The following is an 18989-nucleotide window of genomic DNA, read 5'->3' on the forward strand; positions in this document are numbered from 1 at the left end:
GCAATCGGTGCCTGTACCAACCCTGGGCGGGGTGTGGAAAGGTTCGAGCATGTGTCGCTAGTCAGGGAACATCATCCCCACCAGTGAATCCAGCCGCTCGCGAATCGGTCGCCGCCGAGCGTCTGTCGCCGATTCATCATCCACCGGCCCGACCGCTAGCAAGCTGCACGCCGGATGACGGGCCAGTACCCGTTCGGAGGTGGTACCCAGCCAAGTCTCCAGGCGGTCATGAGCAGAACGCCCCAGCACCATCATGTCCCCGACCTGGGGCACCAGCTTGACCAAAGTGGGCACCGGCTTGCCTTCCAGCAAATGACAACGTCCAGCGGGCAGCCCATGGCGTTGCGCGGCTTGTGCCAGCTGTGTCTCGCACAGGCGTCGCTGCCGGGACAGCAACTGCTGCCACGTCTGACCTGCACCCTCGACGGCCACCTGCATGGATGCAAGATCAAAGGCATGCACCAGGTGCACCTCAGCGTTGATGGGCTCGGCCAGCTGCATGGCCGCGTGGATGACCATCTCATCAAGTGAGTGGCCTTCTGCTGGCGGCACCAGGTCAAGTGCGGCGATCACTTTAATGGTCCCTTCGCCAGCCGTAGGCCCCAGCAATAACAAGGGTGGGCGACATTCGCGCAGTAACTGCCAGTCGGGTGGCGTGACCAAGGGCCAACCAAACGTGGAGCGATCCTCCTGCAACTTGACGACCAGATCCGGCTCCAGGCGCTGTTCAGTCGCCAGCAAAGTGTCAACGAACGATTCGCTCCATGGGTAGGTGCAGATCACGGAACCTGCGGCGGGCCACTGCGCGAGCTTGTTCTGCAACCAGGTCTGCAGCTGCGCCAGGCAGCGGTTCTTCTCCTGGGTGCGGTAGCTTTCGCTGGTCCATGCGGAGAAGTCGATGGGTGTCGTCGGCACGCAGATATGCAGTACGGCCCCATGGGCGTGCGCAAGTCCGATGGCAAAATGCAGCACCCTGTCCACCGGTTTGTCCGGATCAATTACCACTAGCAGCCTGGAGTAACGGTTCATGATTGCACCTGTGCAACCATTGGAGGAATTACGGTGGGCGGCTCGTTGGCAAGTGCCATGAGGGGCGCAAGCTTGAGCACCAGCACGTTACACCTCGGGTTTTCGAGCAGGCGCTGGGTGCTCGCTCCCACGTCGGAGCGTAGTAGGTGATGGTTGGCAGAGCCGATGACCAACAGGTCGTAAGCGCTACGTCGCAGGTAATCAGCAATCATAAAGTCGGCTGCGCCCGTCAGAAAATGCTGAAGCGGGCGAGCAAATCCGTACTGGGTCGCCAAGGCGTGAAACCGTTGTTCACCACCCTCGCGGCGGCTGGCGCGGGCGGCCGCCGAGCGCCAGGCACATGCCACCGTCGGATCGTAGACCGTGACCAGATCCACCGTGGCTGCCAAGTCACTCGCCAATTGGATCGCCTGCCTGATCACTTGGGCGTTTTCACTTTGCAATCCCTCCCCCTCCAGTTCCGCGTCTACAGCGACCAGCACTCGCTGAGGGGAAGCCGTTGGCAGACGTTCCACATACAGCACCGGAACATGGCTAGTGGCAAGCAAGTCCCAATCCAATGAAGACATCATCAGGCGCTTGAGGTGCGGTTCGTCATTAAATCCCTTAATCACCAGATCGGCCTCCACCGCCTGTGCATAGGCAGCCATATTGACCGCAGACGGGGTTGCCCACAGCACCTCATAGTGCACATCCACGCCCTGCTCTCGCAGCAGCACGGCTTCACTGCTGAGCCACAGACGAAAGGAATCGAGCAAGCCTTGCCGGGCCTTGTCGCGCAGCGAGGCGTGGGCATGCCCCAGCAGGTCCACCAGGTGAGCGTGGACGAAAGCGACCATCTGCAACCGGGCTCTCAGCGCCTTGGCCCATTGACCGGCACAGTCAATGGTTGGGGAGTGCACCGCTTGCGGACCGGCAATCAACACCAGACGCTTCGGTCGGACCATCACTTCGCCCTCCTGCCCAGGGTCGTGGGTCGGCACCCCGCCGACCGCTGCTGAACAGTCTGCACGCCTAGCCCCGCTTTGATTTGATCTGCCTCAAGAATCGGCCGCGCTGCAGACGGCGGGTCTGATCCAGATCAGATTTTTCGGCGGACAATCGCGTAGAACATCTTGAGAGACTGGACCGATACCCGGACCGTCGCCGTCGCCCCTTGGGAGGACCACGCCATGCTCACCGTCAAGGAACACAACGACCGCGCGGCGGCTGTGTATACAGCCACCACCGGTAAACATTGGATCGAAGCGCTCAAGGATGGCCGCCACGTCCTGATACGCCCCCTGACCGCGAAGGACCGCGAACGTGAATACGCTTTCATCAAACGTCTATCGCCCGAGTCCCGCCACATGCGGTTCCTGGCGCAGATCAACGAGCCGAGCCTGGCCATGCTCAACCAACTGATGGACGTGGATGGCAAAGAGCGCGTGGCGTTCGTAGCCTTGGTGCACGAGAACGGGGAATTGATCGAAATAGGCGTCAGCCGCTACGCGGCTGCAAGCGAACACGCCTGTGAATGTGCGGTCACGGTTGCCGATCAATGGCAGCACCTGGGCGTGGGCACCTTGTTGATGGAGCACCTGATCCAGGCGGCCCGTCGCAATGGCTTTCGCACCATGAGCTCCCTGGATGCATCCAGCAATGCACCGATGCGTGATCTGGCGAAGTCGCTGGGCTTTTCCACGACACCAGATCCGCAAGACATGTCCCAAGTCATTCATCGACTGGCCTTGTGAGCCCCCCTGCCCGCGCTGCGGCGCTTGCGCGCCGCAGCTTTGACTCCTTTCAATCACTCCAGCGCCATTGCACGATCTCCGGCAGATCCTCGCCCTGGGCCATGATGTGCAAATGGTGCCGCTCCAGGGCCGCCCAATACTGCTGGCGGGCCTCCTCGAGCCGGCCCTGCAACCGAGGTACCCGTTCGAAGACATCCAGCGACAATTGAAAACGGTCCAAGTGGTTGAGCACTAACATGTCGAAGGGGGTAGTGGTCGCCCCCTCCTCCTGGAAGCCGCGCACATGAAAATGCTGAGGGTTATGGCGCTTGTACACCAGTCGATGAATCAGTGCAGGATAGCCATGGAAGGCGAAGATCACTGGCCGGTCGCTGGGGAAGAGGGCCTCGAAAGCATGATCGGATAGACCATGGGGGTGGATGCTGTCTGACTGCAGCACCATCAGGTCCACCACATTGACCACCCGCACGCGCAAGTCCGGTACCTGGCGGCGCAGGAGCGTCACAGCCGCCAATGTTTCCAGGGTCGGGACGTCGCCAGCGCAAGCTAGCACCACCTCTGGGTCCGCATCATCATGGCTGGCCCAGTCCCAACGCCCGATGCCAGCCTGGCAATGCACCGCCGCAGCTGCAGGAGTCAGCCATTGCCACTGGGGCTGCTTGCCGACCACAATAACGTTGATGTAACCACGGCTGCGCAGGCAATGGTCAGCCACCGATAACAGGCAGTTGGCATCGGGCGGCAGGTAGATACGCGCCACATCGGCACGCTTGTTGGCCACCAGGTCGATGAACCCCGGATCCTGATGGGAAAAGCCGTTGTGGTCCTGTTGCCACACATGGGAAGTCAGCAGGTAATTGAGCGAGGCAATTGGGGCGCGCCAGTGAACCTGGGCGGCCGTCTTCAACCATTTGGCATGCTGATTGACCATCGAGTCGACTATGTGGATGAAGGCCTCGTAGCACGACAACAGCCCATGGCGCCCTGTCAGCAAATATCCTTCCAGCCAGCCCTGGCAGAGGTGCTCACTGAGCACCTCCATGACCCGACCATCAGCCTCCAGGTTGGTATCTTCTGGCATACGCTCAGCCATCCAGGCCTTGCCAGTGGCTGCATAGACCGCATCCAGTCGGTTGGACGCGGTTTCGTCCGGGCCAAACAGGCGGAAGTTACCCCGCTTATCGGCATTGGCCAGCACGTGGCGCAGGTAGCCACCCAGTACGCGCGTCGGCTCGGCGCGAACGCAGCCCGGCTCTGCCACCTCAACACCCAAGTCGAGGAAGGACGGCAGGTCCAGGGGCATCAGTAACAGACCACCGTTGGCATGGGCATTGGCGCTCATTCGACGCTGTCCGGTCGGAGCCAGCGCAACCAATGAGGGAATCAGCGCACCCTTGGCGTCGAACAGCTCATCAGGCTGATAGCTACCCAGCCAGTCCGCTAGCTGCTGGAAATGCAGCGGTTGGTGCAGATCGGCCAACGGTACCTGGTGGGCACGCCAGGTATCCTCGACCCGATGCCCCTCTACAAACCGCGGCCCTGTCCACCCCTTGGGCGTGCGTAGCACGATCATCGGCCAGATGGGCCGCCTCCCCTGCCAGCCTGGTTGACGCGCCCTTGCCTGGATGTCATGAATAACCTCCATGACTTGGTCCAACGCCTCGGCAAGGGCTTGGTGCACGACTAAAGGCTCGTCCCCTTCGACAAAATATGGCTCATACCCATAGCCGCGCAGCAAGGCAATCAATTCGTCCTCGCTGATACGCGCCAGGATCGTAGGATTGGCGATCTTGTAGCCGTTGAGATGCAGGATGGGCAACACTGCCCCATCGCGAGCCGGGTTGAGAAATTTGTTGGCGTGCCAACTGGCCGCCAGCGGCCCGGTTTCTGCCTCCCCGTCACCGATGACGCAGGTTACGATCAGGTCAGGGTTGTCGAAAGCGGCGCCATACGCGTGGGCCAGGCAATACCCCAGTTCGCCGCCCTCATGAATGGACCCGGGAAATTGTGCCGACACGTGGCTGGACAGCCCATGGGGCCAGGAAAACTGCTTGAACAGGCGAGCTAGCCCGTTCAGGTTTTGCTCCAATGCTGGATCACGCTCAGTCAGGGTCCCTTCCAGGTAAGCCTGGGCAGCAATGGCCGGGCCGCCGTGGCCAGGGCCAACCACCAGCATCATGTTCAGATCCAGCTGCACGATCACCCGGTTAAGGTGGGTATAAATCAGGTTCAGCCCCGGCGTTGTGCCCCAATGCCCGAGCAGCCTCGGCTTGACATGGGCCAGGGTCAGGGGCTGGCGCAGCAGTGGATTATCCCTGAGGTAGATTTGCCCCACCGCCAGGTAGTTGGCGGCGCGCCAGTAGGCGTCCAAGGCGTAGAGTTGCTCCGGGCTCAAGGGGGAGTGCATGGCGGGCTCCTGCTATGGGCAAAACAACGAACGGACCTGCAGTGTGGACGCCACGCCCAGCGCGCGCTTGATCCAGGTCAAGCCGGTGCCGGCTTATAGCCACACCACCAGCCACATGGCGGCCACCAGCAGCAGTTGCCCAGGGATCAGGCAGGCCGCATAGTGATGCCCACCTGCGATCCAGGCCAGCACGCACTTGGTCACACTGTTGCTGGTGAGCGCCGCCAACACCAGCAGTGACACCTGATCCGCCGCCAGCAACTGGCCACCGAACAGTGACGCAATCGAGACGATAGGGGCATGGGCATCCGCCAGCCCCCCCAGCAAGGCGCCCAACATCAGCCCCCGGCTACCCAGCAGGTCGAGCAAAGCGGCGCACATCAGGGTCACGCTTGTGATCACTGCGCTGATCATCAGAATTTTCTTCAGGTCGAAGACGCTGGCCTCTACCGCAGACTCGGTGGCAGCCACTCCCCGGTGCAAGAGCAACAGGCCTGCGGCGTATAAGGCGACGGTCACCAGCCCCGCCGCCAGCATCGGCGCCAGGCGCACCACCAGGGCCGGGCTGACCACACCCACGATCAGCCCCACCTGGACCAGCGTGGCCAGATTGGACAACAGGCCCGCAGCCCCCAGCTCTCGAACCCGGGCATCGTCGGCCCTTGCCTTGGTGCCCATGGCCGCCACCGTGGCGGCACTGGAGGCGAATCCAGCGGCAATGGCGCTGAGTGCGTAGCCATAGCGGGCCCCCAACCCTCGCACGGTGAAATGCCCCAGGGCCGCAACCGCCATCAGCAGCACCACCAGCCTGCACAGGGTCTGCGGATTGAGCACCGCGTACGGCCCCATGTAGCGATCCGGAGCCAGGGGTAACACCACCAGGGCTGCGGCCAACAGGATCAGGGAATCCCGTACTTCCTGTTCGCTCAGTTCATCCCGAACAAAATGATGCAGCGGGTCACGGAACGCCAGCAGCATCACCATCACCACTGCCAACCCGCTGGCCAGCGCAGGCGCGCTGTTGCACAGAGCCCCCAGCAGCACGATCGCCAACAGGGCGATTTCACTGGTCAAGCCAGGATCCTGACCATGCTGCCGGTAGTACGCCACCCCTATCAGTCCCGCCACGCACAACACGACGACCGCCAGCAGCGTGACGCCGCCCGTGCGCACGCTCACCTCGCCCAGTACGGCGGCCAGGGCAAATGTCCGTAGCCCTTGCGCGGCACGCTCCTTGCCCTGGCCCTTGTGACGTTCGCGTTCCATGCCCACCAACAACCCTAGACCGAGAGCGACCGCCGGGGCGCTTATGTTGGCCAGGTCTTGCATGCGCTGCCCTCCCTCGCCTGCCCCGTAGTCAGGTCACAATTTCAGCTCATGAATAATTTCACTGAAATCCCCTTGGGGATAACGGCTGCTGAACCCCAGTCGCTTGAACAGGCGGTGAAGGCCGTAATGACTGCTTCGATCCACCGAGCACAGGGTGGAATAGCCTTGCTGACGGGCCGTCGTAATCAAATGCTGCATCAGCTGATGACCCAGCCCGCAGCGCTGCCATGGCTCGTCGACGATCACCGCGCAATGACAAACAGAGGCTTGCGGACTTGCCCACAATCGGGCCTGCCCCACTTGTCGTAATTGCCCGTGCACATGCGCCAAGGCCACGAAACCGAACGCCTGCGTATCACCGGCGAATTGCGCGCTCACCAGGCTCCAATACCGGCGAGCTTGGGCCGTCAAGCGGCTGAGCAAGTGCCGCTCCAACACCCCATCCTGCGTTGCCCATGGCCGAATCAGCACACAGCCAGCGGACAAGGATTGCACCCAGTACTCAGACTTGCGGGGGCCGGGGTCCAGTGCAAGGTGTTCAGGCAGCGTCATGGCGATCCCCCGTCACGCTGATTTCCAGCGCATGCAAATCCAGCAGATCGATGACCCGTCCGCGACAGCGCACCAACCCCGCCTGGCGCAACCGCGCGATGCTGCGGCACACCGTCTCCAGACGCAGCCCTAGGTAGGAGGCAATGTCCTCGCGAGACATGCGCAATACAAAGCCGTGGGCCGAGTAGCCGCGCTCGACCTGCCGCCGCGACAGGTCGAGCAGGAAGGCCGCCAGGCGCGCGTCGGCGCCCAGGCTGCCCATGGACAGCCGCAAATGGTGCTCCTTGCCGATCTCCCTGCTCAACAGGCAGTTGAGATGATGTTGCAGGCTGGGCACTTCGCGCCCCAAGCGCTCGACCTGACTGAAGGATAACGGACATACGTCGCTGTCCTCGATGGCCAGGGCAGTGCACAGGTGACGGTTGCCAATGATAGCGTCCAGGCCGATAACGTCCCCGGCCATCCAGAAACCAGTGACTTGCGCGCGCCCATCCTGGCTGACCAACGTCGTCTTGAACGAGCCCATGCGCACCGCGTACAGGCTACCCATCGGTTCGCCGGCGTGAAACAGGGCCTCACCCCTGCGTACTTTCCGGCGCGGCCCTACCACGTTGCCAAACAAGGCCCATTGCGCGGCCGTCAGGCCTACGGGCAGGCACAAGGCCTTGACGGCGCACTGCGCGCAGCGCCCCTGTTGACCTGGCGTGTTTTGATCAGTGAGGGTGAACGCAAGGTGGGTCATATCAGGCCTCTTGAAGGGCTTGGGAGTGGATGGTCCCAGCATTACTGCACCGTGTGCGCGGCCAGGGATGCGGTTCGGCGATGCGCCGGCGCAACGTGGCAACGAAGGCTTGTGCGTCCTGCAGGGTTCGGAAAGAGATGGCCAGGTCGTCCAGCAACACCGTGCAGGCGGCGCTGTCGATGGCGGGTCGCAGGGCGATGTTCATGGTCGACGGCCCAGCTCGGCGATTTGCAACTCACGCCGGGTGATGGCTTCCAGGTCATCGGCACCGCCCGTGCGGCGGCGTGCCGATATCCATTGCTGCACGCGACGCATCAGGCGCTGCAGCCGGACGTCCAGAGAGACGGTGGCAGGTGTCATGGCGCTTGCTCCTCGTGACATTTGAGTAACGAGGCGTCCCTGCCTAATGGGTTCCAGGCCTTGCGCGCAGGCTCAGGGAGTAATGGCCACCTTCATGACGCCATCGCGCTGGTGGCTGAACAGTTCGTAGGCGGCCTCGATGTCATCCAGCGCAAAGCGGTGGGTCACCATAGCCCGCAAGTCGATTTGGCCACTGGCGACCACGGCCAGCAGACGGCGCATGCGCTCTTTGCCGCCCGGGCACAAAGTGCTGATGATGCGGTAATCACCCAGGCCTGCGGCAAAGGCCCCAACGGGGATGCGCAGGTCTTGGGAGTACACCCCAAGGCTGGAAAGCGTGCCGCCGGGGCGCAGCACCCGCAGCGCCGACTCGAACGTGGCCTGGGTGCCCAGCGCTTCGATCGCCACGTCGGCGCCGCGCCCGTCGGTGATTGCCATGACCTGATCCACCACCTCGCCTTGGGCGAAGTCGACCACATGACTGGCACCCAGGCGCCGGGCCATGGCCAGGCGGGCCGGTACCGTGTCCACGCCAATGATGGTCGAAGCCCCCTGCAGTCGAGCCCCGGCCACCGCACACAGACCGATGGGGCCCAGGGCGAATACCACGACGGTGTCGCCGATGCGCACATGTCCACGCTCGGCGCCGCTGAACCCCGTGGACAAAATGTCCGGGCACATCAGCACTTGCTCATCACTCAGGTGGTCGGGGATCACACACAAGTTGGCCATCGCGTCCGGTACTCGCAGGTACTCGGCCTGGCAGCCATCCAGTGTGTTGCCGAACTTCCAGCCACCTATGGCCTTGAAGCCGTGACGGGCCTGCACACCATCCTGGCCAGCGCAACCGCACAGGCACGCGAAACTGTGGCCGCTGGGGGTAATGGCACCAGCGATCACGCGCTGGCCTTCTTCAAACCCTTGCACCTGTGCTCCCAGTTTCTCGATCACCCCCACCGGCTCATGGCCTATGGTCAGGCCGCGCTCAACGGGGTACTCGCCGCGCAGGATGTGCACGTCGGTACCACAAATCGTGGTGGTCGTGATACGGATCAGGGCGTCCAGGGGGCCGATCTGAGGAATGGGCTTTTGCGTCAGGATAATGCGGCCCTTCGCGACGAAGGTCGCTGCTCTCATGCTGGCCATGGCAGATGCTCGGTGGAGACATGACATCAGCGTGCGCCCACTTCACGCGCCCGATATTGACCAAGATCAAGGATCCAGCTGCCAGGGCTGTCTGCCCCGTGCCGCCTGTCGGAGGCCGGGCGGTATCGTAGCGACATTGATCCTGATCAAGCTTACGGCCCTTCTTCGGCGCAGGATTCAAACCGGTCGAAATAACCTGCCCACGCCTACCGGAGGTGTCCCATGAGCCCGATTCCACGGCTGCTGCTGATTGTCCCGCCCCTGATGCACAAGACCCCTGCCATGGAGCGCGCGGCCGCCCTCGCCCATGCACAGGGGGCCAGCCTGCATATCGTTGCATTTGATTATGTGGAAGGCCTGGCCACCGCCGGCCTGGTCAATGCCGAGGCGCTGGCGATGCTGCGCGAAGACTATGTGCAACGGCATCGGCACTGGCTGGAAGAGCAGGCCCAACCCTTGCGACACAGCGGCCTGACGGTCACCACTGAGGTGGTCTGGGTTGAGCATACCCTCAAGGAAATGCTGACGCACATCAGCGAGAGCCAGCCCGATCTGGTCATCAAGGACGTAGAGCACGACTCGCTGCTGATGCGCACCTTGTTCACCCCGTTGGACATGCGACTACTGCACGCCAGTCACGTGCCGCTGCACTTCGTGGCCAAGGATCGTCATCCGATGCCACGTCGCATTGCCGTGGCCGTGGATCTGATGGCTCCCGAGGATCAATATCCCGGCTTCAACGATCAACTGATCTACACCGCGCTCAAGCTTGGCCTGCAGTGCAAAGCTGAAGTTGAGCTGGTATATGCCTACGATCTGTCGGCGGTCGATGCGCTGGAAGCCCAATACGCGTGGACCGCACTGGAAGCGGGCGGCACTCTGCCAAGTACCTTGCTCGAAAGCCAGACCGCAGAGTTCACCACGCTGGCAGAGCGCAATGGCATTGAGCGTATGCACCATCATCTGCTGTACGGTAGCCCCACCAAGGCGTTGGCTCAGTTCGTCGAGACGCATGACATCGACATCCTCGTGGTGGGGCGGCGGCATCGGCGCCGCCGCATGCACCTGCTCGGCAGTACCACCGAGCGCCTGCTGTACCGGGTAGCGACGGGACTGTGGATCATCGAGCCACCAGTGGCCTAGGGAGGTGAACGGCCCCTTATCCGCGCTTGGGCCACATCCGGCGCAACGTGTTGTCGCCCAGCAGGTAATGATGAAAAAGCCCTGCGATCGCGTGCAGTCCGATCAGCCAGTAACCCAGACTGCCGATCCACTCATGCCAGTGCTTCAGCGGTCGGGCCCATTGCGGGTCCAGCACGATAGGGGCAGGCAACTGGAACCCGAAATAAGGGAACGGCTTGTCCCCGGCGGTCAGCATGCCCCAGGCCAGTAACGGTGTGAGGATCATCAAGCCATAGAGGGCCAGGTGCATAAGATGGGCTATCGCGGCTTGCAAGGCAGATGGCGCGGGGTTGATGGGGGGGCGAGGGTTGAGCAGGCGAACGACCACTCGCACCCACACCAAGAGGAAAATCGCTGTGCCAAACAGTCCGTGCCCACCCAGCAACTCCCCTTTGAGCTCGCTGCCGCGGGGGGCCAAGTCACGCAGTTGAATACAGGCGTAGACACCCACGAACAGCAGCACCATCAGCCAGTGCAGGGCGATCGAGAGACGGGCGTACCGTTGGGGTACATGGTTTTGATTCATGGCGATAGGCCTCGCAGGGTTCAGGAGTCGCTACTGTGTCACTCAAGGCTTAAGACAATCTGAAGCGCCGCGACCGTGATTGCGAATCACCACCTTCAGACTTCCTTAAGACAGCGTCGTGATACTGAGCCTGAACTTCGCCGGAGTCCCCGCCCATGACATCATCCGCCCAGCCCCCCTCCCTGCCGCTGCGCCTGTGCGTCGATGGCAAGCCCACCCTGGAGCTGATCAGGGCGCTTCCGCAAGATGCGGCTCGGCCTGTCCTGGAGCAGTTCGTGCAACGACGCTTCCTGCAGACCCATGGTGCCCGAATCCAGACCTTCATGCCCGAACTGGTGGGACTTGTCGATGAGCAATCAGCCTTGCAGGCCGTGGCCGGTCTGCGCTACGCGGATCAGGCGGCCCTGTTTCTGGAGCGGTATCTGGATGCGCCCATCGAGGACTGTCTGCAGGACGCAATTGGCATCACGGTGCCACGCAACCTGGTGATCGAAGTGGGTAATTTGGCGGCCGCCGACAGCGGCAGCGCTCGCCTGAGCATCATCACCATCACCTGGCTGCTGGCCGTACGCGGTCTGCACTGGGTAGTGTTTACCGGCGGCCAGGGCCTGGTCAACAGTTTCCATCGCCTGGGCCTGCGGCCCGTCACCCTGTGCGAGGCCGACCCGGCACGATTGGGCGACGAACGCCTGGACTGGGGGCAGTACTACCAGAGCCGCCCCCATGTGCACTACGGCGACATTCGTGCCGGCTTCCATCATCTACATCGCACCGGGCTATTTAAGCGCCTGGGCCTGCCCGACCCTCAGGAGTGCCATGGCCATGTCGCCTGAATTGATCCTGTTCGAACAACGCCTGCACCAGCACGCCTTGGAGCAACCACAAGCCATCGCCCTGTGGGGCGATGCCGACCGTCTTGACTACGAGCACCTGTGGCGCCGTTTGCAAGCGTGTCGACAACAACTGCGCGATCAAGCTATACGCGTGCTTGCCCTGATGCTGGATAACGGTATCGAAGCCATGCTTTGGGACTTGGCCGCGTTGCTGGAACAAGTGCCGTGCCTGCCTCTGGCGCCGTTTTTTACCCCCACTCAAGTCGCCCATTGCCTGGTGGCGTGCCAGGCCGACCGCGTGATTGCCGCCCCCTGCCACGTCCAGACCCTGAGCGACGCCGGTTACCGCTTGGACTCTGATGGCTGGCACCGCGCGTTCGGCGCCAAGGGCATACTGCATGTAGGCACCGCCAAGATCACTTTCACCTCGGGGACCACCGGCACGCCCAAAGGGGTGTGCCTGAGTGCCGACAGCCTGCTGCGCGTCGCCCGCGAGTTGTATCAGGCCAGCGCCCCGCTCAACCCCCTTCACCATATAGCTATGCTGCCACTGGCGGTGCTGCTGGAAAACCTTGGAAGTTACGCGGCGCTGTACGCCGGTGCCACCCTGAGCCTGCCGGGCCAGGCAAGCCTGGGCATGCTGGGGGCCAGTGGCGTACAAAGCGATCGGCTGCTGGGCTGCCTGACGCAACGTCAACCTCATAGCCTGATTCTGGTACCCCAGCTGTTGCAGTGGCTGGTGAGCGTGTGCGAATTGGGCCTGCTGCCCCCCCACTGGCTGCGTTTCGTGGCCGTGGGCGGCGCACGGGTATCCCCTGAACTGCTCAAGCGCTGTGAGCGCCTGGGTTTGCAGGTGTTCGAAGGCTATGGGCTGTCCGAATGCGCCTCGGTGGTCAGCCTGAACGTGCCGGGCGCACATCGACCGGGCAGCGTGGGCAAACCACTGCCGCATGTGCAGGTCCGACTGGCCGTGGACGGCGAAATCGAGGTCGCCGGTGCCGGCCTGCTGGGGTACCTGGGCGAGCCGGCGGTGAATCAGACATGGTTGGCTACGGGTGATCTCGGCGAACTGGACAGCGCGGGCTTTCTCACCATCAGGGGGCGCAAGAAACACCAATTCATTACCAGCTACGGCCGCAACGTGAATCCGGAATGGGTGGAGGCCGAGCTGACCCAAAGCGGTGTCGTTGGCCAAGCATTCGTTTATGGCGAAGCCATGCCCGTCAACGTTGCGTTGCTGTGGCCCGCCATCCCGGCCTGTACCGATGAACAACTGGCACAGGCCGTGACTCAAGCCAACGCGCGTTTGCCCGACTACGCCCGGATCACCCGCTGGGCCCGCCTGCCGCACCCCATGACCCTGGCCAACGGCCTGCTGACCGCCAATGGTCGGCCGCGCCGCGAAGCCCTGCTCACCTTGCATCGTGCACTGCTGACCACCCTTGCCACTGCCGAGGAACTGCCATCATGAGCTTTTTTGCCACCCTGCAAAACCAGACCCAGGCCGAACGCATCGCTCTGTTCGAGGTGCCCGTCATCCGCCGGGCACTGGCGGGGCAAGTGTCCCTGGAGAGTTATCGCGCCTTCCTGACCCAGGCCTATTACCACGTACGCCACACCGTCCCTCTGATGATGGCCTGCGGGGCGCGCCTGCCCACGCGCCTGGAGTGGCTGCGCAAGGCCGTATGCGACTACATCGAGGATGAGTACGGCCATGAACAGTGGGTGCTTGACGACATCGAAGCCTGCGGTGGCAACCGCAACGCCGTGACCCAAGGCCAACCGGACCTGCCCATTGAGCTGATGGTCAGCTACCTCTATGACCTCATCGCCCGGGGCAACCCCGTCGGGTTGTTCGGCATGGTCAACGTGCTGGAGGGCACCAGCATCGCCCTGGCCACCCACGCGGCCGAGTCGATCCAGACCCAACTGGGGCTGCCCGCGACGGCATTCACCTACCTCACCTCCCATGGGGCCCTGGATCTGGAACACATGAAGACCTACCAAAGGCTGATGGATCGGCTGGAGGTGCTGGCCGACCAAGAGGCTGTGGTGCACGCCTCCAAGGTGGTGTATCGCCTGTACGCCGGCATGTTCAGGGCCCTGCCCGGCGCGGACGATGCCTGTGAGGTGCCCCATGAATCTGCGTGAAGCCAAGGTGGTGCTCACCGGGGCCAGCGGTGGCATCGGGCTGGCCATCGCCCAGGCGCTGTGCAAGGCCGGAGCGCAGGTGTTGGCCGTCAGTCGTCATCCGACAGCCCTGGAGCCGTTAATGGCTTGCTACCCAGGTCAACTACAGTGGGTGTGCGCTGACCTGACCCTGGCTGCCGGTCGTCATCAGGTCATGGTCGCTGTCCGGCAGTACGGCGATATCAACCTGTTGATCAACGCCGCAGGGGTCAACCATTTCGCCATGCTCGAGCAATTGAATGACGACGAGATCCAAGCCCTGCTGGCCATCAACCTCGGCGCACCTATCCAACTGACCCGGCTGCTGCTGCCTTTATTGCGCAAGGCCCCCGAGGCCATGGTGGTCAATGTCGGCTCCACGTATGGCTCGATTGGCTACCCTGGCTATGCTACCTACTGCGCCAGCAAATTCGCCCTGCGTGGGTTTTCCGAAGCCCTGCGACGCGAACTGGCTGACACCCGCATCGGCGTGCTTTACGTGGCCCCGCGCGCAACCCGCACGGCCATGAATAGCCAAGCCGCCCAGGCCCTCAACAATGCGCTGAAGTCGGGTGTGGACGATCCCCAGGTGGTTGCCAATGCCGTCGCTCACGCCATCACCGGCGATCGCCGTGACCTTTATCTGGGGTGGCCAGAGCGCCTGTTCGTGCGCCTCAACGGCTTGTTTCCCAGCCTGGTAGATCGAAGCCTGCGCAAACAGCTGCCGTTGATTCGCCACTTCAGCCACGCCCCCGGGAAAGACCAGCCATGAAACCCGCGCTACTGCCATTGCTCCTGTCCCTAGCGTGTATCCCCGCCTGGGCGCTGGAAGGCCAGGACCAACAACGTCTGACCCAGATCCAGAACGAATGGGCATCAATTCAATATCAGATGCCGGCCGATAAGCGTGGCGGCCAATTCGAGCAACTGCACATCCAGGCCACTCAGTTCACTCAGGACCGCCAGCAGATGGCCGAAGCGTGGATCTGGGCAGGCATCGTCGACAGCAGTTGGGCCGGCGCAACAGGAGGCCTGGGGGCGCTGGGCAAGGTCAAGGACGCACGAACGGATTTCGAGACCGCGCTGCGACTGGACCCCAAGGCCCTTCAGGGCTCGGCCTACACCAGCCTAGCCGCGCTGTACGACCGCGTCCCCGGCTGGCCAGTAGGCTTTGGCGATGCCGACAAGGCAGAATCTCTGCTCAAGCAAGCCTTGGCCCTTAACCCCGAAGGCATAGACACCTTGTACTTCTGGGGCGACCACCTGTACCGTCGAAAGCGCTACGCTGAAGCCAAACAAGCCTTGCTCAAGGCCTTGCAGGCGCCGCCACGGCCCGGCAGGGAAACGGCAGACGCCGGGCGGCGACAAGACATCGACGCGTTGCTCAAGGACGTCGAGGGCAAACTGAACTGAAGGAAGCGGCCATGCGCCTGTTACTGATCGAGGATGACCAGGCCCTGGGTGAGGGGATCAACCAGGCCCTGGGACGTGAGCACTACACGGTGGACTGGGTCAAGGATGGCAGCAGCGCCTTGCACGCCTTGCTCAGCGAGACATTCGACCTGGCCATTCTGGATCTGGGGCTACCGCGCCTGGATGGTCTGGAAGTGCTGCGTCGCCTGCGTCAAAGCGGCTCCCTGCTCCCCGTCCTGGTGCTGACCGCGCGCGATGCCACCGAGGATCGCATCGCCGGCCTGGATGCCGGCGCCGACGACTACCTGGTAAAGCCTTTCGAACTGGAAGAACTCAAAGCACGCCTGCGTGCCCTGCTGCGCCGCAGCGCAGGACGCGCGCTGTCGCTGATCGAGCACCAGGGCATTTGCCTGAACCCCGGCACCCGGCAAGTGACCTACCAGGGCCAGGCAGTGGCCCTTACGCCCAAGGAATACTTGCTGCTACATGAGCTGCTGTCACCACCGGGTCGGGTCATGACCCGAGAACGCTTGGTGCAGTTGCTGTATGGTTGGAACGAGGAAGCCGAGAGCAATACCCTGGAGGTGCACATTCATCATCTGCGCAAGAAGTTCTCGACCGGATTGATCCGCACCATCCGTGGCGTCGGCTACCTGGTGCAAGAGCAACCATGAAGTCCATCCGCCAGCGTACGCTGTGGCTGATCCTATCCCTGCTGGTGGTGGGCATGCTGGTGCTAGGGCTGCTCAACTGGCATGACAGCAATCATGAAATCGCCGAAATTTACGATGCCCAACTGGCACAGAACGCACGCTTGCTCAAAGGCGTGATGAACATGCCGGTGCAGCAGCACGAGCCGCTCTGGGAGGCGTTCAATCGGGTACTGAACACGGCCAGCCCCCAGGTTGACGGGCACCCGTACGAAAGCAAGATGGCGTTCCAAGTGTGGAACCGCGACGGCACAGTACTGGTACATACCGCCAGCGCCCCTGGGCTGCCCACACCGCCAGCACAACCTGGCTTTGGCTACGTCACCGATACCCACGACAAGCAGTGGCGCTCCTTTGTGCTGTTGGACCCCACCACAGGCCTGTCAATCTGGGTAGGCGAGCGGCACGACGTGCGCAGCGACCTGGTCAACCGCATCCTGCGCAACACCCTGCTGCCCAACCTGCTGGGCGCTCTCGTGCTAGCGCTACTGGTATGGCTGGCGATCGGCTGGGGTCTCAAACCCTTGGCTGACTTGGCAGCCACCCTGCGAGCACGCGACCCGGACTCGCTGGAGCCATTGCACCTGACCCCGCTGCCAGTTGAACTGGAACCGATGCAGTCGGCGCTCAATCGCCTGCTGTCGCAGGTACAGGCTGTACTAGGCCGCGAGCGACGCTTCATCGCTGATGCAGCTCATGAAATGCGCACGCCATTGGCGGTGATGCGCGTGCATGCGCAGAATCTGCAACAACCGAGCACCGAGGCTGAACACGTACAGTCGCTGCACAACTTGATCACCGGCGTGGATCGTACATCACGGCTGGTGAACCAGTTGCTCACCATGGCTCGCCTAGAGCCACACGTTGCCCTGCCAGCCCTGGCCCCCCTGGACTTGCATGCGCTGCTGCAGGACATGCTGGCGCAGTTGGCGCCGTGGTTGATGAATCAAGGCTTGGATATAAGCCTAGAAGGCGAAGACAGCCCGCTGTTAGTACTCGGTGAACGTTCGTCCATCGAGATCGCGATCAACAACCTGATCACCAATGCCGCCACGTTCTCGCCGCCGGCAGGCGTGATCAGCGTACAACTGCAATCGTCGGGCGCTACCGTCGCGATCCATGTACTGGACCAGGGGCCGGGCATTGAGGAGGCAAACCGTGCGCGCCTGTTCGAGCGATTTTACAGTCAAGGCAATGCTCAGGGCGCGGGCCTTGGGCTGACAATCGTGCAAACCATTGCACAACGCTTGGGCGGCGAAGTGACGTTGTATAATCGGAGCGAAGGCGGACTGAACGCGACGCTAAAATTGCAACGTTATTGAAAGGCATTGCCCCCACCCCCTGCCCAGCCGCTGATTAACTTTCACAACAGCGCGAACGCAACTCAATACATTTCTAATGAGTGATCCGCACGGATGCACTCTTCCTCCTATTGATATTGAGTGATGCAGCATAACGGAGCTTTATAATAGCCAGCCACCCCAAACGATTTGCCAACTACACGACCGTAACGCCCCCGATGATCATGGCGGTTGTACGGATTGATTGCGGTAAGAGGCGGACAGTTGGAAAGTAAACAGCTGTCCTACGTTCGTCCGCCCTACAGACCTGCCAGCGTCGTTGCCTTTCAACTGTTGAAACGCGACACCAAGGCTTTGAGCTCGTGGGCCGTACCCTCCAGCTCTGACCCCGTGTTGGCAGCACCCTGTGCAATCTCGGCGTTTGTATCCGAAACCTGAGCGATACGGGTGATTTGCGCGGAGATCTCCTCGGCGACATGGGCCTGCTCCTCCGACGCAGCCGCCATCTGCTGGCTCATTTGGTGAATACGTTCGACAGCACCGTTGATCCCGTCCAGCGCCTGCTGGGTACTGATCACCTGGTCGACACCGGTACGGGCTTCACCACTGCCCTGGCGAGCCACTTCGACCGCTTGGTTGGCCACGTCCTGCAAGGTCTGAATAATACGTTGGATGCTCTGGGTCGACTCCTGGGTCTTGGACGCCAACGCCCTGACTTCATCGGCCACCACTGCGAACCCGCGCCCCTGCTCTCCCGCTCGGGCAGCCTCGATAGCGGCGTTGAGCGCCAACAGGTTGGTCTGTTCAGCGATAGAGCGGATGATGTTCGCCGCCTGCTGGATGGACTGGGTTTCATGGGCGAGGCCGATCACCGATTGGCTGATGGCCTCCACGGTATCAGCCAACTTCTCGATCACCTGCCGGGTCTTGTGCGCTTCGTCGGACCCGGTTCGGGTCAACTCATTGACTTCGTCGGCGGCCTTCGCCGTCTGATTAATGTGCACTGCCACTTCGGCGATGGACGCCGCCATCTGATTCATCGCCGTGGCGGCCATGTCCGCCTCGTCGCGCTGCTTGCCCAGTGCCGCTTCCGATTGCTTGGACAGTACCTGGCTTCGAGTGGCGAGCGACGCCGATTGCACGGCGTAGTCATCCAGCCGGCTAAGCGCGGTTCTGATCTTCGCGCCCTCACTGATCAAGACCATCTGCAGTTGGGCCACGCTACCGCGTTCATCAGTGTAGGTTCGGGCAATCAGTTCGCTGTCAAAACTGCCTTGGGACACGGCGCTGATGCGCTTGAGCGTGCCTCGGGCGCGGGCATAGGCCAGGCCTTGCAGGCCGAAGACGCCCACCACCGCTACTACCGCGCCGGCAAGCGTACCGGCCCATTCGAACCCGGCGGCACTGGCCGCAGCCACCGTGGCCGGGGGCAGCAAGAACCTGGAGCCATCAAGCAGCCAATGGGATAACGGAGCACTGCTGCGGTTGCGCTGCAAGCGGGCGTATAGCGCCGAGGCACGCTGCACCTGTTCACGGTCGGGCTTGACCCGCACC

The 18989-nt window shown here is 62.5% G+C and carries 20 protein-coding genes; 9 read left to right on the forward strand and 11 right to left on the reverse strand.

Features of this window, described 5'->3' with window-relative positions:
- Positions 1-57 precede the first annotated feature (57 nt).
- Entirely contained in the window at positions 58-1029 is a 972-nt protein-coding gene (locus tag ACWKWX_RS10180) for a universal stress protein (RefSeq protein WP_483827692.1), read from the reverse strand.
- Entirely contained in the window at positions 1026-1976 is a 951-nt protein-coding gene (locus ACWKWX_RS10185; protein ID WP_483827693.1) for a universal stress protein, read from the reverse strand. The genes ACWKWX_RS10180 and ACWKWX_RS10185 overlap by 4 nt, the downstream gene beginning before the upstream one ends.
- 225 nt (positions 1977-2201) lie before the next feature.
- On the opposite strand from ACWKWX_RS10185, the gene ACWKWX_RS10190 reads away from it, so the two are divergent.
- Positions 2202-2765: a GNAT family N-acetyltransferase gene (locus ACWKWX_RS10190; protein WP_457362378.1), complete on the forward strand. Its 564-nt coding sequence runs from the start codon at positions 2202-2204 to the stop codon at positions 2763-2765.
- Positions 2766-2814: 49 nt separating this feature from the next.
- Here ACWKWX_RS10190 and ACWKWX_RS10195 read toward each other — a convergent pair whose 3' ends face one another.
- From ACWKWX_RS10195 to ACWKWX_RS10225, 7 genes are all read right to left on the reverse strand, one after another.
- A complete protein-coding gene (locus tag ACWKWX_RS10195; RefSeq protein WP_483827694.1) occupies positions 2815-5172 on the reverse strand; it encodes a phosphoketolase family protein in 2358 nt (785 codons plus the stop codon).
- Positions 5173-5265: 93 nt separating this feature from the next.
- Positions 5266-6501, reverse strand: coding sequence for an MgtC/SapB family protein (locus ACWKWX_RS10200; protein ID WP_483827695.1), 1236 nt, complete (start codon positions 6499-6501; stop codon positions 5266-5268).
- A 33-nt stretch (positions 6502-6534) separates the two neighbouring features.
- Positions 6535-7053, reverse strand: coding sequence for an N-acetyltransferase family protein (locus tag ACWKWX_RS10205; protein ID WP_483827696.1), 519 nt, complete (start codon positions 7051-7053; stop codon positions 6535-6537).
- Positions 7040-7795: a helix-turn-helix domain-containing protein gene (locus ACWKWX_RS10210; protein WP_483827697.1), complete on the reverse strand. Its 756-nt coding sequence runs from the start codon at positions 7793-7795 to the stop codon at positions 7040-7042. Before ACWKWX_RS10210 ends, ACWKWX_RS10205 begins: the two co-directional genes overlap by 14 nt.
- A 1-nt stretch (position 7796) precedes the next feature.
- Complete coding sequence (locus ACWKWX_RS10215; protein WP_457362373.1) at positions 7797-8000, reverse strand: hypothetical protein; 204 nt, start codon at positions 7998-8000, stop codon at positions 7797-7799.
- Positions 7997-8155: a hypothetical protein gene (locus ACWKWX_RS10220; protein ID WP_483827698.1), complete on the reverse strand. Its 159-nt coding sequence runs from the start codon at positions 8153-8155 to the stop codon at positions 7997-7999. The genes ACWKWX_RS10215 and ACWKWX_RS10220 overlap by 4 nt, the downstream gene beginning before the upstream one ends.
- 72 nt (positions 8156-8227) lie before the next feature.
- A complete protein-coding gene (locus ACWKWX_RS10225) occupies positions 8228-9301 on the reverse strand; it encodes a zinc-binding dehydrogenase (protein ID WP_483827699.1) in 1074 nt (357 codons plus the stop codon).
- 222 nt (positions 9302-9523) lie between these two features.
- Here ACWKWX_RS10225 and ACWKWX_RS10230 point away from each other — a divergent pair, with 222 nt between their 5' ends.
- Entirely contained in the window at positions 9524-10444 is a 921-nt protein-coding gene (locus ACWKWX_RS10230; protein WP_483827700.1) for a universal stress protein, read from the forward strand.
- A gap of 16 nt (positions 10445-10460) precedes the next feature.
- Here the strand turns inward: ACWKWX_RS10230 and ACWKWX_RS10235 are convergent, their stop codons facing one another.
- The gene (locus ACWKWX_RS10235) at positions 10461-11009 is read right to left on the reverse strand and encodes a cytochrome b (protein ID WP_483827701.1); all 549 of its coding nucleotides are present in this window, start codon (positions 11007-11009) and stop codon (positions 10461-10463) included.
- Positions 11010-11164: 155 nt separating this feature from the next.
- Between ACWKWX_RS10235 and ACWKWX_RS10240 the strand changes: the two genes are divergently transcribed.
- From ACWKWX_RS10240 to ACWKWX_RS10270, 7 genes are read left to right on the forward strand one after another with little or no spacing between them, the layout of a single operon-like run.
- Positions 11165-11842: a thermostable hemolysin gene (locus ACWKWX_RS10240; RefSeq protein ID WP_483827702.1), complete on the forward strand. Its 678-nt coding sequence runs from the start codon at positions 11165-11167 to the stop codon at positions 11840-11842.
- Entirely contained in the window at positions 11832-13313 is a 1482-nt protein-coding gene (locus tag ACWKWX_RS10245) for an AMP-binding protein (protein ID WP_483827703.1), read from the forward strand. The genes ACWKWX_RS10240 and ACWKWX_RS10245 overlap by 11 nt, the downstream gene beginning before the upstream one ends.
- Complete coding sequence (locus tag ACWKWX_RS10250; RefSeq protein WP_483827704.1) at positions 13310-13993, forward strand: iron-containing redox enzyme family protein; 684 nt, start codon at positions 13310-13312, stop codon at positions 13991-13993. The genes ACWKWX_RS10245 and ACWKWX_RS10250 overlap by 4 nt, the downstream gene beginning before the upstream one ends.
- The gene (locus ACWKWX_RS10255) at positions 13980-14783 is read left to right on the forward strand and encodes an SDR family oxidoreductase (protein WP_483827705.1); all 804 of its coding nucleotides are present in this window, start codon (positions 13980-13982) and stop codon (positions 14781-14783) included. Before ACWKWX_RS10250 ends, ACWKWX_RS10255 begins: the two co-directional genes overlap by 14 nt.
- The gene (locus tag ACWKWX_RS10260) at positions 14780-15424 is read left to right on the forward strand and encodes a tetratricopeptide repeat protein (protein WP_457362364.1); all 645 of its coding nucleotides are present in this window, start codon (positions 14780-14782) and stop codon (positions 15422-15424) included. The genes ACWKWX_RS10255 and ACWKWX_RS10260 overlap by 4 nt, the downstream gene beginning before the upstream one ends.
- 11 nt (positions 15425-15435) lie before the next feature.
- On the forward strand, positions 15436-16098 hold the full coding sequence (locus ACWKWX_RS10265) for a response regulator (RefSeq protein ID WP_483827706.1): 663 nt from the start codon (positions 15436-15438) through the stop codon (positions 16096-16098).
- Positions 16095-17456 carry an ATP-binding protein gene (locus ACWKWX_RS10270; protein ID WP_483827707.1) on the forward strand — a complete coding sequence of 454 codons (1362 nt, stop codon included), beginning with the start codon at positions 16095-16097 and terminating at the stop codon, positions 17454-17456. The genes ACWKWX_RS10265 and ACWKWX_RS10270 overlap by 4 nt, the downstream gene beginning before the upstream one ends.
- A gap of 305 nt (positions 17457-17761) precedes the next feature.
- Here the strand turns inward: ACWKWX_RS10270 and ACWKWX_RS10275 are convergent, their stop codons facing one another.
- Entirely contained in the window at positions 17762-18640 is an 879-nt protein-coding gene (locus ACWKWX_RS10275; RefSeq protein ID WP_483827740.1) for a methyl-accepting chemotaxis protein, read from the reverse strand.
- Between the last annotated feature and the right edge of the window lie 349 nt (positions 18641-18989).

The organism is Pseudomonas imperatae (assembly GCF_057128625.1).

What these genes read in the sequence shown, in the direction of transcription:
- ACWKWX_RS10180 (WP_483827692.1), bottom strand. Translation starts at nt 1,029, where the DNA reads ATGAACCGTTACTCCAGGCTGCTAGTGGTAATTGATCCGGACAAACCG.
- ACWKWX_RS10185 (WP_483827693.1), bottom strand. Translation starts at nt 1,976, where the DNA reads ATGGTCCGACCGAAGCGTCTGGTGTTGATTGCCGGTCCGCAAGCGGTG.
- ACWKWX_RS10190 (WP_457362378.1), top strand. Translation starts at nt 2,202, where the DNA reads ATGCTCACCGTCAAGGAACACAACGACCGCGCGGCGGCTGTGTATACA.
- ACWKWX_RS10195 (WP_483827694.1), bottom strand. Translation starts at nt 5,172, where the DNA reads ATGCACTCCCCCTTGAGCCCGGAGCAACTCTACGCCTTGGACGCCTAC.
- ACWKWX_RS10200 (WP_483827695.1), bottom strand. Translation starts at nt 6,501, where the DNA reads ATGCAAGACCTGGCCAACATAAGCGCCCCGGCGGTCGCTCTCGGTCTA.
- ACWKWX_RS10205 (WP_483827696.1), bottom strand. Translation starts at nt 7,053, where the DNA reads ATGACGCTGCCTGAACACCTTGCACTGGACCCCGGCCCCCGCAAGTCT.
- ACWKWX_RS10210 (WP_483827697.1), bottom strand. Translation starts at nt 7,795, where the DNA reads ATGACCCACCTTGCGTTCACCCTCACTGATCAAAACACGCCAGGTCAA.
- ACWKWX_RS10215 (WP_457362373.1), bottom strand. Translation starts at nt 8,000, where the DNA reads ATGAACATCGCCCTGCGACCCGCCATCGACAGCGCCGCCTGCACGGTG.
- ACWKWX_RS10220 (WP_483827698.1), bottom strand. Translation starts at nt 8,155, where the DNA reads ATGACACCTGCCACCGTCTCTCTGGACGTCCGGCTGCAGCGCCTGATG.
- ACWKWX_RS10225 (WP_483827699.1), bottom strand. Translation starts at nt 9,301, where the DNA reads ATGGCCAGCATGAGAGCAGCGACCTTCGTCGCGAAGGGCCGCATTATC.
- ACWKWX_RS10230 (WP_483827700.1), top strand. Translation starts at nt 9,524, where the DNA reads ATGAGCCCGATTCCACGGCTGCTGCTGATTGTCCCGCCCCTGATGCAC.
- ACWKWX_RS10235 (WP_483827701.1), bottom strand. Translation starts at nt 11,009, where the DNA reads ATGAATCAAAACCATGTACCCCAACGGTACGCCCGTCTCTCGATCGCC.
- ACWKWX_RS10240 (WP_483827702.1), top strand. Translation starts at nt 11,165, where the DNA reads ATGACATCATCCGCCCAGCCCCCCTCCCTGCCGCTGCGCCTGTGCGTC.
- ACWKWX_RS10245 (WP_483827703.1), top strand. Translation starts at nt 11,832, where the DNA reads ATGTCGCCTGAATTGATCCTGTTCGAACAACGCCTGCACCAGCACGCC.
- ACWKWX_RS10250 (WP_483827704.1), top strand. Translation starts at nt 13,310, where the DNA reads ATGAGCTTTTTTGCCACCCTGCAAAACCAGACCCAGGCCGAACGCATC.
- ACWKWX_RS10255 (WP_483827705.1), top strand. Translation starts at nt 13,980, where the DNA reads ATGAATCTGCGTGAAGCCAAGGTGGTGCTCACCGGGGCCAGCGGTGGC.
- ACWKWX_RS10260 (WP_457362364.1), top strand. Translation starts at nt 14,780, where the DNA reads ATGAAACCCGCGCTACTGCCATTGCTCCTGTCCCTAGCGTGTATCCCC.
- ACWKWX_RS10265 (WP_483827706.1), top strand. Translation starts at nt 15,436, where the DNA reads ATGCGCCTGTTACTGATCGAGGATGACCAGGCCCTGGGTGAGGGGATC.
- ACWKWX_RS10270 (WP_483827707.1), top strand. Translation starts at nt 16,095, where the DNA reads ATGAAGTCCATCCGCCAGCGTACGCTGTGGCTGATCCTATCCCTGCTG.
- ACWKWX_RS10275 (WP_483827740.1), bottom strand. Translation starts at nt 18,640, where the DNA reads ATGGTCTTGATCAGTGAGGGCGCGAAGATCAGAACCGCGCTTAGCCGG.